The sequence below is a fragment of the Mesorhizobium sp. M0293 genome, from assembly GCF_040321735.1.
Classification (GTDB): Bacteria; Pseudomonadota; Alphaproteobacteria; order Rhizobiales; family Rhizobiaceae; genus Mesorhizobium.
Genome location: NZ_JAMYSA010000131.1, coordinates 1 through 14,739, shown reverse-complemented (window position 1 = coordinate 14,739; position 14,739 = coordinate 1). Strand labels below are relative to the sequence as shown.

Here is a 14,739-nt window from a genome sequence, read left to right as displayed (position 1 = left end):
CAGTCCTCCCCCCTCGAGGGGGGAGGACTGCGGCCGCTGCGCCAAAAGCCGCAGCCACATGTATTGCGCTGTGTTGGTGTCCTGGTACTCGTCGACGAGGATGTATTTGAAGCGCTTGTGGTATTCCTTCAGCACGTCCGGATTGGCGCGGAAGATGCGGATCGGGTGGCACAGGAGGTCGCCGAAATCGCAGGCATTCAGCGTCTTCAGCCGCTCCTGATAGGCCTTGTAGAGTTCGCGGCCCTTGCCATTGGCGAAGGCGCGCGCGTCGCCCTCGGCGATATCGGCCGGGCCTTGCCCCTTGTTCTTCCAGCCATCGATCATCTGGGCGAACTGCTTGGCCGGCCAGCGCTTGTCGTCGAGCCCTTCGGCCTGGATCAGCTGCTTGATCAGCCGCACGACGTCGTCGGTGTCGAGAATGGTGAAGTCGGAGCGCAAGCCTGCAAGCTCGGCATGGCGGCGCAGCAGCTTGACGCCGATCGAGTGGAAGGTGCCGAGCCAGGGCATACCTTCGACATTGCCTTCGCCGATCAGGACGCCGATGCGGATCTTCATCTCGCGGGCGGCCTTGTTGGTGAAGGTCACCGCAAGGATCTGCGACGGGAAGGCCTTGCCGGTGGCGAGGATGTGGGCGATGCGGGTGGTCAAGACGCGTGTCTTGCCGGTGCCGGCGCCGGCCAGCACCAGAACCGGACCTTCGGTGGTTTCCACCGCCAGCCGCTGCTCGGGGTTCAGCCCCTTCAGATAGTCGGGCGCATTGTTGTGGCCGCTGCGGGCAGCCATGGCGCGCGCAGCAATGCCCGACGGGGCCGAGGGCCGCGCATTGGGTTCGTCGAAAAAGGGCATGTCTTCGGAAAAGCCGGACATTGCCCCGAATGTAGTGATTCGGGAGCGAAAGACCAGAAGTGTCTACGTTTTGTTCCGGTAAAGTGCCTGATATCGCCGTTCAGGCCTTGCGGTAACCGAGAGCGACGAAAACCGAACGAGCGCGCCTCGTCGGTCATCACGGCGCCGAGAGCGCTGGAAAACGCTGATGCAGGCAAGATGGATTACCACCTCGGCGTGTGCTCCGCGCTTGACAGGCGCGGCAGGCGGGAGAAAGTTGTGCCCAGGGCAGGAAGGTAACGCCGGTTGCCCATGGCCGCGTCGCAAAGCGCAACAGTCGAAGGAGTATCATCTTGGCTGTCACCGTCACCTCCCTCATTCTTTTGCTCATAGGCCTGGCGCTCGGCGGCGGCGGTATCCGCTTAGCTTCGCTGGGCGGCAGCTGGTATTACCTCATAGCCGGTCTCGCATTCCTGATCGCCGCCTGGCTGCTCTACCGGCGCAGATCCACCGCGCTGTGGCTCTACGCGGCGATCGTGCTCGGCACGCTTGCCTGGGCGGTCTGGGAAACCGGCTTCGACTGGTGGGAACTCGGTCCGCGCGGCGGCATCATCGTGCTGGTCGCGCTGTGGCTGCTGACGCCATGGGCGAGGCGAGGTCTTGTCGGCCCTGATGCGCGCGCGCCGATGATCCTTGCAGTGCTGGCATCACTGGCCGTCGCCGGTTATTCGATGACAGCAGACCCGAAGGACATTGCCGGCGAACTCGGCACCGACAAGGTGGTTGCCAACGCCAATCTCGGCAATGATGTGCCGGCCGGCGAGTGGCACTATTACGGCCGCACGCAGTTCGGCCAGCGCTATTCGCCGCTTGACCAGATCACGCCGGACAATGTCGCACAGCTGCAGCCGGCGTGGACTTACCGCACCGGCGACGTTAAGGGTCCGGACGACGTCGGCGAGACCACCTATCAGGTGACGCCGCTGAAGATCGGCGACACGCTCTACATCTGCACGCCGCACAATTTCGCCATTGCCATCGACGCAGCGAGCGGCAAGGAGAAATGGCGCTTCGACCCCAAGATCAAGCTCGACAAGGACCGCCAGCACCAGACCTGCCGCGGCGTGGCCTATTATGCCGATGCTGCCGGCGCCGCCGGCCAGCCTTGTGCGACCCGCGTCTACCTGCCGACCTCGGACGCGCGGCTGATCGCGCTCGATGCCGCCAACGGGCAGGTGTGTCCTGCCTTCGCCGAAGGCGGCACGCTGAACCTTCTGACCAACATGCCCTATCCGAAGTCGGGCTATTATTACTCGACCTCGGCACCGCTGATATCAGGCGGCAAGATCATTGTCGGCGGCGCGGTCAACGACAATTATTCGACGCAGGAGCCGTCGGGCGTCATCCGCGCCTACGACGCTGCCACCGGCAAGCTGCTATGGAACTGGGATTCCGGCAATCCAGACCAGACGACGCCATTGGCGGCCGGCCAGACCTACACCGCCAACTCGCCCAACATGTGGTCGACGCCGAGCGCCGACGAGAAGCTCGGCCTGCTCTATGTGCCGCTCGGCAACCAGACGCCGGACCAGCTCGGTGCCGGGCGCAGTGACAATGTCGAGAAGTTCTCGTCGTCGATCACAGCGCTTGACCTCAACACCGGGCAATTGCGCTGGGTGAGGCAGACGGTGCACCACGACCTCTGGGACATGGACGTGCCGGCGCAGCCGAGCCTGATCGACATCACCAAACCCGACGGCACGGTGGTGCCGGCGCTGGTCGGGCCGACCAAGCAGGGCGACCTCTATGTGCTCGACCGGCGCACCGGCGAGCCGGTCATCGCTGTCAACGAAGTGCCGGCGCCCGGCGGTGCCATCGAGGGCGATCACACATCGCCGACGCAGCCGGTGTCGGATCTTACCTTCATGCCGAAGCCGCTCACCGGCGCCGACATGTGGGGCCTCACCATGTTCGACCAGCTGGCTTGCCGGATCGAATTCCAGGGCCTGCGCTATGAAGGCCGGTATACGCCACCTTCGGTACAGGGCTCGCTGATCTATCCCGGCAATTTCGGCACCTTCAACTGGGGTGGCGTCGCTGTCGACCCGGTCCGGCAAGTGATGTTAGGCATGCCGACTTATCTGGCGTTCAAGTCGCAACTCATTCCACGCGATCAGGTGCCGCCGCCGGACGAGGGGCGTGGCAGTGAGCAGGGACTGAACCGTAACGAGGGCGCGCCCTATGCGGTGGTGATGGGACCGTTCCTGTCGCCGCTCGGCATTCCTTGCCAGGCGCCGCCCTGGGGCTATGTCGCCGGCGCCGATCTGAGGACCGGCACCATCGCCTACAAGCACCGCAACGGCACCGTCTATGACATGACGCCACTGCCGCTGCCGCTGAAGGTCGGGGTGCCCGGCATCGGCGGGCCGATGATCACCGCTGGTGGCGTCGCTTTCCTCGGTGCGGCGGTCGACGACTATCTGCGCGCCTATGACCTGACATCGGGCAAGCAGCTGTGGCAGGCGCGGCTGCCGGCCGGCGGGCAATCGACGCCGATGACCTATACGGTCGCCGACGGGCGCCAGTTCGTGGTCATCGTCGCCGGCGGTCACGGCTCGGTCGGCACCAAGCCGGGGGATTATGTGATGGCCTACGCGCTGCCGAAGTGAGGGTGGCGCAATCTATGACCTAGCAGAGTCCCAGATGGCTTTTCAGGCTGGGTACCGATCCGAGTATCCGGTTGGTGAGGTCAGGGCCGGCGGCGGCTTCGGCTTGCTGGGCCAGCGTTTCGCCGGCCTTCTGGATCTGAGCCAAATCGAGCCCGGACGCCTTGAGCGCGGCGAGGCCGTTGACCAGCGCGCCGGCCTTTTCGCCGAGAACCCCGCCAAGCGCGCCCTGCAGCGATGACAGGAAGCCGCCACTGGCGCCGGCCGGAGCGACGGCCATGACATCATACTGGTGGGCGAGGTCGTCGGCGCCCGGGATTTTGGCGAAAGACGCCGACGCGCTGGTGCCTTCCGCCTCATGTTCGAGCACCGAGAAGATGGTGCCGACGACTTTCTCCGTCGTCGCCTGGTCAAGGCCGGCTTTCTGCGAGACGGTGTTGACGATATCCTGGACGTTCAAGACCTGATCTCAACCTTGGATTTTCGTGGATACGGCCTGGCGCTGGTTACTACGGACCCTGATCATCGATCGCCTGGTGGAAGCGGCCGAGCGCAGTGCCAGCAGTGCGGCAGCGGCCAGCACGAAAGCGGTGGCGAGGATCGGGGTGGAAAAGGCCATGGGTGTTGTTCCTTCCGGTCAGATTGAGCGCACAGGGCAGGGACGAGGCCGCAAAGGCAGCTATCCCTAATATTGAAGCAGCCGCATCAAGATTGTCGAAAATGACCAAAATGTGATTGCAGTGGGTTCTGCCACGGCTTTCGGGTGAGCACCGTCACCCAACCGTGACTGGACCATGCAAGTCTCGACCCTATCTTGCGCCGCAACGAGACTTTTCGAAGCCGAGGAGCGCATCCATGACGAAAGCCGAAGCCAACACCAAGCCCGTCATCACTCAGGCGATGATCGATGCCTATGACGAGTACACGCATCTGACACTCGACCGCCGCCGCTTCATGGAGCAACTGACCCGGCTTGCCGGATCGGGCGCGGCGGCGGCGGCGATCGCGCCGCTTCTGGCGGCGAATTCCGCCCAGGCGGCAATCGTCGCCGACAACGATCCGCGGGTGAAGGGCGAGGACATAACCTATGCCGGCAGCGGCGGCGAGATGAAGGGCTATCTGGTCAAGCCGGCGGATAAGGCGGGCAAGCTCGGCACGGTCATCGTCGTGCATGAGAACAGGGGACTCAACCCACATATCCGTGACGTGGCGCGACGCGTGGCGCTGGAAGGGTTCGTGGCGCTTGCGCCGGATTTTCTGTCGCCGCTCGGCGGTACGCCAGCCGATGAAGACAAGGCGCGCGACATGTTCGCCAAGCTCGATTCGGCGCAGACCATTGCCAACGGTGTAGCGACCGTCGCTTTCCTCAAGGGCGACAAGGACGGCAACGGCAAGGTCGGCGCCATCGGCTTCTGCTGGGGCGGCGGCACGGTCAACATGCTTGCCGTCAACGCGCCAGATCTCAATGCCGCCGTCGCCTATTACGGCATGCAGCCGAACGCCGCCGACGTGTCGAAGATCAAGGCGGCGTTGCTGCTCCACTATGGCGGACTGGACGAGCGCATCAATGCCGGCATCGATGCCTTCAAGAAGGCACTCGACGCGGCGCATGTCGAATACACGGTCTATGTCTATGAAGGCGCCAACCATGCCTTCAACAACGACACCTCGGCGGCGCGCTACGACAAGAAGGCGGCGGACCTCGCCTGGGGACGCACGATCGCCTTTCTGAAGGAGAAGCTGGCGTAGCTTCCCGCGTTGTTTCAGCGCGCCGGTTTGTGGAAGGCGACGCCAGCGACCACCAGCGCAATGCCGAGGCAATCGGTGAGGCTTGGAATCTGACGCAGCACGATGACGCCGATCAGCGTGGCGGTGACCGGCAGCAGCGACAGCATCAGCGCAAAGCTGGCGCGCGGCAGCCGCGACATGGCGAGTTGGTCGCAGATGTAGGGGATGACCGACGAGCAGATGCCGACGCCGATGGCGGCGAGCAGCAGCGGCGGTGAGAAAAAGGCCGGCAGTGCATCTCTGAAGCCGATCGGCAGCACGATGACGAAAGCGATCGCCATGGCGGCACCAAGGCTGGCGATGCCGCCGCCCGCGCCTGAAGCAGCGATGCGATGCCCGAGAACGATGTAGCCGACAAACAGCGCGCCGTTGAGGAGGGCCCAGAACAGCCCAAGCGGATCGCTCGACCACTTGACGTCGATGAGCAGCAAGGTGCCCGTGACGGCGACGGCAAGGGCGGCGAGATTGCGCGGGCTCCTGAGGCCGATCACCGCAACGCCGATGGTGCCGACGAATTCGATCGCCGCCACCAGCGAGATCGGCAAGCGGTCGAGCGCCAGGTAGAACGAACAATTCATCACCGCCAGGCAGGCGCCGAAGGCCAGCAACAGCAACCGGGTCGAGCGATCGGCGCGGGCGAAAGATCGCCAGGGATGGGTCAGCGGTGCGAAGATCAGCGCGGCGGTGGCGATGCGCAGCCAGGCCATGCCAAGCATGCCGACATGCGGGAAAAGCAGCACGGCGAATGCCGGCCCGAGATAGTGGAAGACGGCGCTGACGCCGAACCAGACATGCGGCAGTTTTTCCGTCAGCCTGCCGAGGGTGGAACCGGCAGCAGCAGGGTCTGCCGCAGGAACTTGCGTTTGATCATACATCGGATCAGTATCGCAGGCAGATTTGCCTGTTTATATGGGTGATAGTTGGCTCTTCTGGCCATCTTCCTCCCGGAAGCAAGGAATTTTCCATGAAACGCCTTCGGAACGAGAATTCCGACCTCGACGCAGCGGATATGAAGATCCTGCGCCTGCTGGAGAAGGACGCGCGCATCAGCACGGCGGAACTGGCACGCTCGGTCGGCCTGTCGGCGCCGAGCGTGGCCGAGCGCATCAAGCGGTTGCAGGAGAGCGGCGTCATCGAGGCCTATTCGGTCAGGATCAACCCCGCGGCACTTGGCCTGCCGCTGTCGGCATGGCTGCGCATTCGTCCGGTACCGGGGCAACTGGCTGTCGTGGCCGAAATCATCCGCGAGCTGCCGGAGATCGCGCAATGCGACCGGGTGACCGGCGAGGACTGTTTCATCGCGCTGGCGCATGTAGGCTCGGTGGCCGAACTCGAACGGGTGATCGATCGCATCATCCCTTACGCGATGACCAATACGGCGATCATCCAGTCGTCGCCGGTGGTGGCGCGCTCACCGCTGGCGGCAGTGAAGCGCCCGACTTGAGGGCGAGGATCGTCGATGCGAAGGTTTTAAGCGTGGCCGCGCTTCAGGCGGGCGCGCTTCAGAATCGTGCGCCAGCGGATCATGTCGAATGGGATCGGTTCGTTGTTGTTGGCGATGTGGAAGATCTCGTTGTCGACGTTCTTGAGCGAGCGCCAGAAATCATAGTCGGTAATGCGCGGATCGGCGGCCAGCCTGTCCACTTCGACCTTGATGTCGGTTTTCATGCACTTTCCTCGAACCGGCTCGCCGCGCCGCCCGCATCGCAACCCAATGCGATCGTTTTCAACCGCTCCGCTGAGTCGTTCAACGGCTCAAATGGCTTGTTCCCGTTAAAACCTCAGTAAGGTTAACGCGGGCGCCGAGCGGCTTCAAGCGGGCTTGCGACGAATCCCGATCGAGCGGCCGGCGCGTTCCGGCATCGGCAGTGCCGAATGGGCGGCGCGCATGGCTTCGACCTTGGCAAGCACATCGGCTGGGAAGGGCGCCACCTTCGGCCCGGACATGTCGACATGCAGTGACAGGGTCTCGGAGGTGGCGGCGAGCCAGCCGTCGACATGGCGGATTTCCTGGTAGGCCCGCAGCCGCTTGTCGTCATGGTCGATGAGCTGGAAGGAGACCGTGACCTTGTGCTCGAGATGCAGCTCCTGGACGTAGCAGACATGGACTTCGGCGGTGTAGATGGTGAGCCGCCGCTGGCTCACATAATCCAGCCCCATGCCCATCGCCTCGAAGGCTTCGTCCGAGCAGCGGTCGAACAGCACATTGTAGTAGGCCATGTTGAGATGGCCGTTGTAATCGATCCAGTCCTTCTCGATGTCCATGGGCTTGGAGACGAAGGGAGGAGGGATGGGCATCGAAACTTCCTTGTTCTGGTGCTGGACACGGCATGGCCGGTGAGTGTCTTCATTCTGACGCAATTCCTCAGAGAAAGCGCTACGCGGTTTCCCGGGAAAACCGCGTCGCACTTTTCCTGGAATTGCTTTAGGCATCCATAGACGCATAACAAGCATGGGCGCTGGTCCATTCGCGGAGGAAATCATGGCTCTGAGCGACCTCAACCCGGTCGAACGCAACGAGGAGGGCATCGCTGCCGTGCTCGGCATCCTCAAGCAGCGGCTGGGCGAACGCTTCCAGACCGGCCAGGCCATCCGCTCCCAGCACGCGCACACCACCACCTACATTCCGACGCAGGCGCCCGACGGCGTCGCCTTTCCCGAGACGACGGCCGAGGTGCAGGAGATCGTGCGCGCCTGTGCGGCGCACCGTGTGCCGGTGATCGCCTTCGGCGTCGGATCGTCGCTGGAAGGCCACACCAACGCACCGGGCGGCGGCATATCGGTCGACACATCGCGCATGAACCGCATTCTTGCGGTCAATCCGCAGGATCTCGACTGCACGGTCGAGCCCGGCGTTACCCGCGAGGTTCTGAACCGACATCTGCGCGACACCGGCCTGTTCTTTCCAATCGATCCGGGCGCCAATGCCTCGCTCGGCGGCATGGCGGCGACGCGGGCGTCCGGCACCAACGCGGTGCGTTACGGTACGATGCGCGAAAACGTGCTGTCGCTGACCGCCGTCATGGCCGACGGCGAGACGGTGACGACCGGCAAGCGCGCGAAAAAGAGCTCGGCCGGTTATGATTTGACGCGGCTGCTGGTCGGCTCGGAAGGCACGCTCGGTATCATCACCTCGCTGACCTTGAAGCTGCAAGGCATCCCGCAAGCGATCTCCGGCGGTGTCTGTCCGTTTCCGAGCGTCGAGGCGGCCTGCAACGCGGTCATCGCGACGATCCAGATGGGCATTCCGGTGGCGCGCATCGAACTGGTCAACGCCTTGCAGATGCGGGCGATGAAGAATTATTCGAAGCTCGACTATCCCGAGAGCCCGTGCCTGTTCGTCGAGTTCCACGGCAGCGATGCCGGCGTTGCCGAGCAGGCCGAGACTTTCGGCATGATCGCCGAGGAGAATGGCGGCGGACCGTTCCTGTGGACCAGCGTTGCCGAGGAGCGCACGAAACTGTGGAAGGCCAGGCACGACGCCTATTGGTCGTCGCTGACGCTGCGGCCGGGCGCCAAGGGTCTGTCGACCGATGTCTGCGTGCCGATTTCGCGCTTTGCCGAATGTGTCATGGAAACCGAAGCCGACATCGCCGAGATGGGCCTGATTGCGCCGATCGTCGGCCACGCCGGCGACGGCAATTTTCACGTGCTGGTGCTGATGGATGTTAACGATCCCAAGGAGATCGCGCTGTCGGAAAAGTTCGTCGCGCGGCTGAATATGCGAGCGATCGCCATGGATGGCACCTGCACCGGCGAGCACGGCATCGGCCAGGGCAAGATCGGCTTCCTGCGCCATGAACTCGGCCACAGCGTCGACATCATGCGCACGATCAAGCAGGCGCTGGATCCGCAAAACATCATGAACCCGGGCAAGATTTTGCCGGGAAACTAGGCGGGTCCTCCGACGCGAGCTTCGCAGGCAGCTGGTCTTAACCATGCCACGATTGGACCGAGATCGGCCGCACTGCGAGGTCTGAAACGGTCCGCCACCTTCGGAACCGATTCATAGCTTTCACGTTGCGGCAACCAATGGAACATCGTCAAAGCGGAGCGGTCGCCCATGAACTGGAAAGGCGTCTGGAAGAATCAATACGGGTCCATTGTCGAAATCACCGATGATGCGGATAATCGCATATCGGGATCGTTTCGAACCGCCCTGACGGATAGTAGGTTCCATGGCCAGGAAATTCCGATTTTGGGCGTCCACCGCGGCGACTGCATCAGCTTTGCCGGCGGCGGGAAAACGCCAGTCGGCGATGCAATCGTCTCTTATACCGGCCTGCTTCGAGAGGGAAAAATGGAGACGTTGTGGTTTGTCGTCTCGGATGCGGCGATTAGGGCCAGCGGCGAAGGCCAACCTGCGAAAATCGAAAAACTGAATTGGTGGCGTTCGATGTCGACCAGCGCGGACACGTTCCAAAGAAGCTAGTCCCAATGGCCAGCGAAGCATTTGGCCTCGCACGACGCCGCTCTGGTCATCGCGGTAGGGCCAGCAGCGGATGTCGACTACATACGTATGCGCCCAAAGCGAAAGTAAATCCGGAGCGTTAGCGTGTGATCGCAGGCTTCTCCTGCACGCCCTCGACAAGCGTCTGCAGCATCGGGCGGGTTGGCGCGAAGAACGTCGTGCCGGTGTGCGGTGTGGAGAAATCAAGCAGCCGGTCGTAGGCGCCCGGCGGCTCACCGACATACATGCGCTGCAGCATCTTCTCGATCACCCAGAGGTACCTGCTATAGCCGATGAAGTAGGTGCCGAACTCCTGCTGTCCCGGCCGGCCGAAGGGCATGTTGTCGCGCAATATGTCGTATTCGTTGCCGTCGGTATCTTCGATGGTGGCGAGCGACTTGTGCGACTTGCGCGGGGCGTCGTCATCGTCGATTTCGATGTTGTCGATCTTGGTGCGGCCGATGATCTCTTCCTGGAGCGGTGTCGGGGTTCGCGCCCACGCCTGGAGATCGTGCAGGTATTTCTGGACCACGACATAGCTGCCGCCGGCGAAATCGGCATCCTCATCGCCGACGAGTGCCGAGGCCGGCAGATCCAGCCCGGTCGGGTTGGCCGTGCCGTCGACGAAGCCGAGCAGGTCGCGCGCATCGAAATAGCGAAAGCCCGAGACCTCGTCGACGACGGTCACGCCATCACCGAGACTGTCGAGCAGAATACGCTCGAACTCGAAGCACATGTCGGGGCGTTCGGAGCGGATGTGGAAAAGAAGGTCGCCGGCGGTCGAAGGGGCTGAATGAACAGCGCCCTTGATCGGCGCGAACGGTTTCAGTTCCAGCGGCCGCCGATCTGGAGAAAAACGATCCCAGAGATCGCGGCCGATGCCTGCAATGCACGACAGCCGCCCGGAAAGATCGCGGAATCCGACGTTCTTGACCAGATCATCAAGTTCTGCCAGCGCGGAGGCGACCTTGGCGAGCGCGCTCCGCTCGTTGGCGACATTGACGACAAGAAAGACCGCCGAAAGCGACAGCGGAGCGTCGATACTTTGCGCATCGATCGGCACGCGATCCCAGTTCTTGCCCGACATCTAAATTCTCCACTTTGCCGGGATTTGTTTCAGATCACCGGACATCACGCAACCGCGGATGAGACATCACGCAACACCGGATGAATTGCCTCTTTATCGACACGCGGATGCGGGTAGAGTGCGGCAGAATTCAATCAACCCGTTCGGAGCTGATGCTCGCACGCCTGTTCGTGATCTTTGGTGGCCTGTTTGTGCTGGTGCTGTGTGCGGCGCTGGTGGTGCCGTATTTTGTCGACTGGACCGGCTACCGCGCCGATTTCGAACGCGAGGCGAGCGCCATTCTCGGCCGCAAGGTGACCGTGCAGGGCGACGCCACGGCAAGGCTGTTGCCGTTCCCGTCGGTGACCTTCGCGAATGTCGCCGTCGCCGGTGGCCCCGACGGCCAGCCGGCCATGACCGTCGAGACGTTTTCGATGGATGCGGAACTGGCGCCCTTCCTGCGCGGTGAAGTGCTGATCTTCGACATGCGGCTGGTGCGGCCGAAAGCGACCATCGACATTGCCAATGACGGCACGGTCGACTGGGCGATGCGGCCATCCTCGCCCTTCGACCTCAACCAGATCTCGATCGAGAAGCTGACGGTGACGGAAGGCCAGGTCGAACTGCGCCACGCTGCCGGCGGGCGCAGCCATCTCATGTCCGAGATCAACTCGACCATTTCGGCCAAGTCGCTGGCCGGCCCGTGGCGCATGGACGGCACGCTTCGGCTGGACGGGTTGCGCACCGCGGTCGCGGCCTCCACCGGCAAGGCAGAAGGTACCGGACAGATGCGGCTTCGGCTGAAGGCCGATCCCGATGCCTATCCGCTGGTCATCGAGACCGACGGCAATGCCGGCATCGTCAATGGGGCGGCCGTCTATTTGGGCCAGTTCAAGATTTCAAATCAGGACAAGAATGGCGCCGACAAGAACAGCGCAGAGCTGCGCGGCACCGATGGCGAGACGGTGAAGGTCTCGGCCGGCAAGCCCGATCCGGGCTTTCGGCTGAACGGCAAGTTTTCGCTCGACCACCAGAAGTTGGGTGTCGACGAATTTCGCTTCGAGACCGGGCCGCTCGACAATCCCTACACCGCCGACGGCAAGGCCTCGGTCGATCTCGGGCTAAAGCCGAGCTTTGCCATCGAAGCCAGTGGCGCTCAGGTGCAGCTCGACGAGGCGGTGGGTGCGCAAGCTGGTGCCGGCCTGACATTGGATCAGCGCATTGCAGGGCTGGAGCAGGCTTTGCTCGATCTGCCGAAGCCGACCATTCCCGGTACCGTCGAGGTCAAGCTGCCAGCGGTGGTGGCCGGCGACACCACGGTGCGCGACGTTCATCTTTCCGCCGAGCCGGTCGATGGCGGCTGGTCGGTGAAATCGCTTGCAGCGACCTTGCCCGGTCGCACCAGGCTGGAAGCCGATGGCATGCTGTTACTCAACGTGGAGGGCCATTTCGGCTTCAACGGCTCGTTGCTGCTCGCCGTGGCGCAACCTTCGGGTTTTGCAGCGTGGCTGTCGAAGGATGTCGACGAGGCGATCCGCCGTCTGCCCGCCGCCGGCTTCAAGGCCAAGGTCGACCTCTCGGAGAAGCGGCAAGCCTTCAGCGACCTCGAATTGATCCTGGGCAAGGCGAAGTTCTCCGGCCGCATCGATTCCAGCCAGCCCGACGATGCCAAACCATCGGTGCTGATGAGGCTCGAAGGCGGCGCGCTCGATGTCGACGGGCTGGCGGCCTTTGCCTCGATCTTCGTCAGCGACAAGGGCGCCAATCGCTTTGCCGACCGCGACCTCGATTTCCAGATCAAGGCAGGGCCGGTCAGCGCCGGCGGGCTGACCGCCGACACGGTCGATACCGCGCTGAGGTTGCGCGACGGGCTGCTCGAAATCGACCGGCTGTCGGTGGGCGGGCTGGCCGGGGCCTCGATCAGCGCCACCGGCAGGATCAAGGATTTCCCGGAACGCCCGACTGGCAAGCTCGACGCCTCGGTGGTTGCCGTCGACCTCAAGCCACTGATCGACGTCGCCGCCCAGCATTATCCCGACAGCGCCGTGCTCAAGGGACTGGCAAGCCGTGCCGCCGCCTATCCCGAGCTGTTCCAGGATGCGCGCGTCGACCTGGTGGCGAGTGCGGCCGACAATGGCGACGGCACCTCGGGCCTGGCGGTGAGCGGGCAAGGGAAGGCCGGCGGGTCGGCTTTTTCCGCGTCGCTGTCGGGAAGGGGGGCGGGGGACAAGCTTCTCGAAGCGCCGGTGGCGCTGACCTTCAACGCCAAAAATCCTGACGCCACTGCGCTGCTGGCGCTTTACGGCCTGCCGGCGCTGCCGCTTGGCATGCTGGGCGAGGCAAGCACGGACATCCAAGCCAAGGGCACGCTTGGCGGCGGCCTGGCGACGAGTTTCAGCCTTGCCGGTGACGACTTCAAGGCTGGTTTCGAGGGGACGATCGCCGATACGCCGCAAGGCCTCGCCGCCAAGGGCAAGCTTAGCCTCGACGCCGCCGACATCGAACCATGGCTGATGACATCAGGCATCGGCCTGCCAGGCATGGGGGCTGGCATGTCGACGTCGCTCTCGGCGCAGGGTGACTATGGCAACGGGCTGCTGGTGCTGGACGAACTCAGCGGCGCCATCAACGAAGCGGCGGTGTCCGGCGACGTCAATGTCGACGTCAAGGACGGCGTGCCGCATCTGGCCGGAGCGCTGGTGCTCGACGAACTCGACCTCGATCCGATGGCGGTGGCGCTGTTCGGCGATTCCGCCTTTCTTGCCGACAAGGAAGGAACCGACAAGGGTGGCGTGTGGCCGGCCACGCCGTTCAGCCAGAAATCCAGCCTGCCGTTCACCGCCGATCTCGACCTGACGACGGCAGCCCTTGCCGCCGGCCGGTTCGCCACCGCGTATGATGCCGCCTTTTCGCTCAAGCTCGATCAGGAAGGCATCCGCGTTTCAGATCTGAAGGCGAAATTGCTGGGCGGGGCTCTGACCGGTCTGTTCGAACTGAAGAACAATGACGGCACCGGCCTTTTCACCGGGCAGATGAAACTGGCGGGCGCCGATCTGGCGACAGTGCTGCCGGATGCCGGCATCAGCGGCAATGGCGATTTCTCGACGGCGCTGTCAAGCAGCGGCAAATCGGTCGAAGGGATGGTGGCAGCCTTGTCCGGCTCCGGTACGGCGGCGTTGAAGAGCTTGCAGGTCGCCGGCGTCAATCCCGATGCGTTCAGTGCGTTCCTCGCCAAGGCGGATGCGATCGGGCGTGACATCGATGCGGCCAAGACCGCCGGCTTTGCGCCTGACATCGCCGCCGATGGCAGTCTTGCCGCCAAGGATACCGACATCGCCTTCACTGTTGCAGGCGGCATGCTTAGGGCACCGCCGGTCAGCCTCGAGAATCCGGCGGCGACTTTGTCCGCCGACATCACGGCGGATCTCAATACCAACATAATTTCCGCCAAGGGGGCGATCAACTATCGGCCGGGCGACGAGGCCCTGGTCGGCTCCGAGCCGGCTGTGAATTTCACCGCCGAGGGGCCGCTAGGCGCCGTGAAGCGGCAGTTCGACAGCGAGCCGCTGGCGCAGTTCCTGACCCAGCGCGCGCTGGAGAAGGAGCAGCAGCGCGTCGAGGCGATGCAGGCCGCACTGCTCGAGAAGCAGCGGCTGCGGCGCGAGGTGCGCTACTACGCGGCGCTGCAGACCGAACGTGACAAGGCCGCCGAGGAATTGCGCAAGCAGGAGGACGCCGCGCGGCTGAAAGCCGAGGCCGACGCGAAAGCGAAGGCCGAAGCGGATGCCCAGGCAAAAGCCGAGGCCGATGCCAAAGCTCAGGCCGACGCTGAGGCGAAGGCCGAGGCGGATGCCGACGCCAAAGCCAAGGCGGATGCGGACGCGAAGGCCGCCGCCGAACAGCAGGCTGCCGACGAGGCGGCAAAGGCGCAGGCCGAACAGGAG

13 protein-coding genes are annotated in these 14,739 nt (G+C 63.7%); 6 read left to right on the top strand and 7 right to left on the bottom strand.

The features are described 5' to 3' along the window. A partial coding sequence (locus tag NKJ06_RS30380; protein WP_352811749.1) for an ATP-dependent helicase occupies positions 1-867 on the bottom strand: 867 nt, incomplete at its 3' end. 311 nt (positions 868-1,178) lie between these two features. On the opposite strand from NKJ06_RS30380, the gene NKJ06_RS30375 reads away from it, so the two are divergent. After that, a complete protein-coding gene (locus NKJ06_RS30375; protein ID WP_352811747.1) occupies positions 1,179-3,494 on the top strand; it encodes a glucose/quinate/shikimate family membrane-bound PQQ-dependent dehydrogenase in 2,316 nt (771 codons plus the stop codon). Positions 3,495-3,513: 19 nt separating this feature from the next. On the opposite strand, the gene NKJ06_RS30370 is transcribed toward NKJ06_RS30375, so the two are convergent. Both NKJ06_RS30370 and NKJ06_RS30365 read right to left on the bottom strand, forming a co-directional pair. Beyond that, the gene (locus NKJ06_RS30370; RefSeq protein WP_352633629.1) at positions 3,514-3,951 is read right to left on the bottom strand and encodes a hypothetical protein; all 438 of its coding nucleotides are present in this window, start codon (positions 3,949-3,951) and stop codon (positions 3,514-3,516) included. Positions 3,952-3,960: 9 nt separating this feature from the next. After that, a complete protein-coding gene (locus NKJ06_RS30365) occupies positions 3,961-4,110 on the bottom strand; it encodes a hypothetical protein (protein WP_352811744.1) in 150 nt (49 codons plus the stop codon). Positions 4,111-4,346: 236 nt separating this feature from the next. Between NKJ06_RS30365 and NKJ06_RS30360 the strand changes: the two genes are divergently transcribed. Then, the gene (locus NKJ06_RS30360) at positions 4,347-5,240 is read left to right on the top strand and encodes a dienelactone hydrolase family protein (RefSeq protein ID WP_352811742.1); all 894 of its coding nucleotides are present in this window, start codon (positions 4,347-4,349) and stop codon (positions 5,238-5,240) included. A 14-nt stretch (positions 5,241-5,254) separates the two neighbouring features. Here NKJ06_RS30360 and NKJ06_RS30355 read toward each other — a convergent pair whose 3' ends face one another. Then, positions 5,255-6,154: an EamA family transporter gene (locus NKJ06_RS30355; protein ID WP_352811740.1), complete on the bottom strand. Its 900-nt coding sequence runs from the start codon at positions 6,152-6,154 to the stop codon at positions 5,255-5,257. 89 nt (positions 6,155-6,243) lie between these two features. Between NKJ06_RS30355 and NKJ06_RS30350 the strand changes: the two genes are divergently transcribed. After that, positions 6,244-6,723 carry an Lrp/AsnC family transcriptional regulator gene (locus NKJ06_RS30350; protein ID WP_352811738.1) on the top strand — a complete coding sequence of 160 codons (480 nt, stop codon included), beginning with the start codon at positions 6,244-6,246 and terminating at the stop codon, positions 6,721-6,723. 26 nt (positions 6,724-6,749) lie between these two features. On the opposite strand, the gene NKJ06_RS30345 is transcribed toward NKJ06_RS30350, so the two are convergent. Together NKJ06_RS30345 and NKJ06_RS30340 are read right to left on the bottom strand one after the other, a co-directional pair. Then, positions 6,750-6,947 (bottom strand): hypothetical protein, encoded by a 198-nt coding sequence (locus NKJ06_RS30345; protein WP_284271956.1) that lies wholly within the window; start codon positions 6,945-6,947, stop codon positions 6,750-6,752. Positions 6,948-7,091: 144 nt separating this feature from the next. Beyond that, the gene (locus tag NKJ06_RS30340) at positions 7,092-7,577 is read right to left on the bottom strand and encodes a thioesterase family protein (RefSeq protein ID WP_352811736.1); all 486 of its coding nucleotides are present in this window, start codon (positions 7,575-7,577) and stop codon (positions 7,092-7,094) included. A gap of 184 nt (positions 7,578-7,761) precedes the next feature. On the opposite strand from NKJ06_RS30340, the gene NKJ06_RS30335 reads away from it, so the two are divergent. Next, a complete protein-coding gene (locus NKJ06_RS30335; protein WP_352811733.1) occupies positions 7,762-9,174 on the top strand; it encodes an FAD-binding oxidoreductase in 1,413 nt (470 codons plus the stop codon). 168 nt (positions 9,175-9,342) lie between these two features. Further along, positions 9,343-9,711, top strand: coding sequence for an avidin/streptavidin family protein (locus tag NKJ06_RS30330; protein WP_352811732.1), 369 nt, complete (start codon positions 9,343-9,345; stop codon positions 9,709-9,711). 118 nt (positions 9,712-9,829) lie between these two features. On the opposite strand, the gene NKJ06_RS30325 is transcribed toward NKJ06_RS30330, so the two are convergent. Further along, entirely contained in the window at positions 9,830-10,816 is a 987-nt protein-coding gene (locus NKJ06_RS30325; protein WP_352811730.1) for a Dyp-type peroxidase, read from the bottom strand. A gap of 152 nt (positions 10,817-10,968) precedes the next feature. Here NKJ06_RS30325 and NKJ06_RS30320 point away from each other — a divergent pair. Beyond that, positions 10,969-14,739: AsmA family protein (locus tag NKJ06_RS30320; RefSeq protein WP_352811729.1), on the top strand; the 3,771-nt coding region annotated here is incomplete at its 3' end.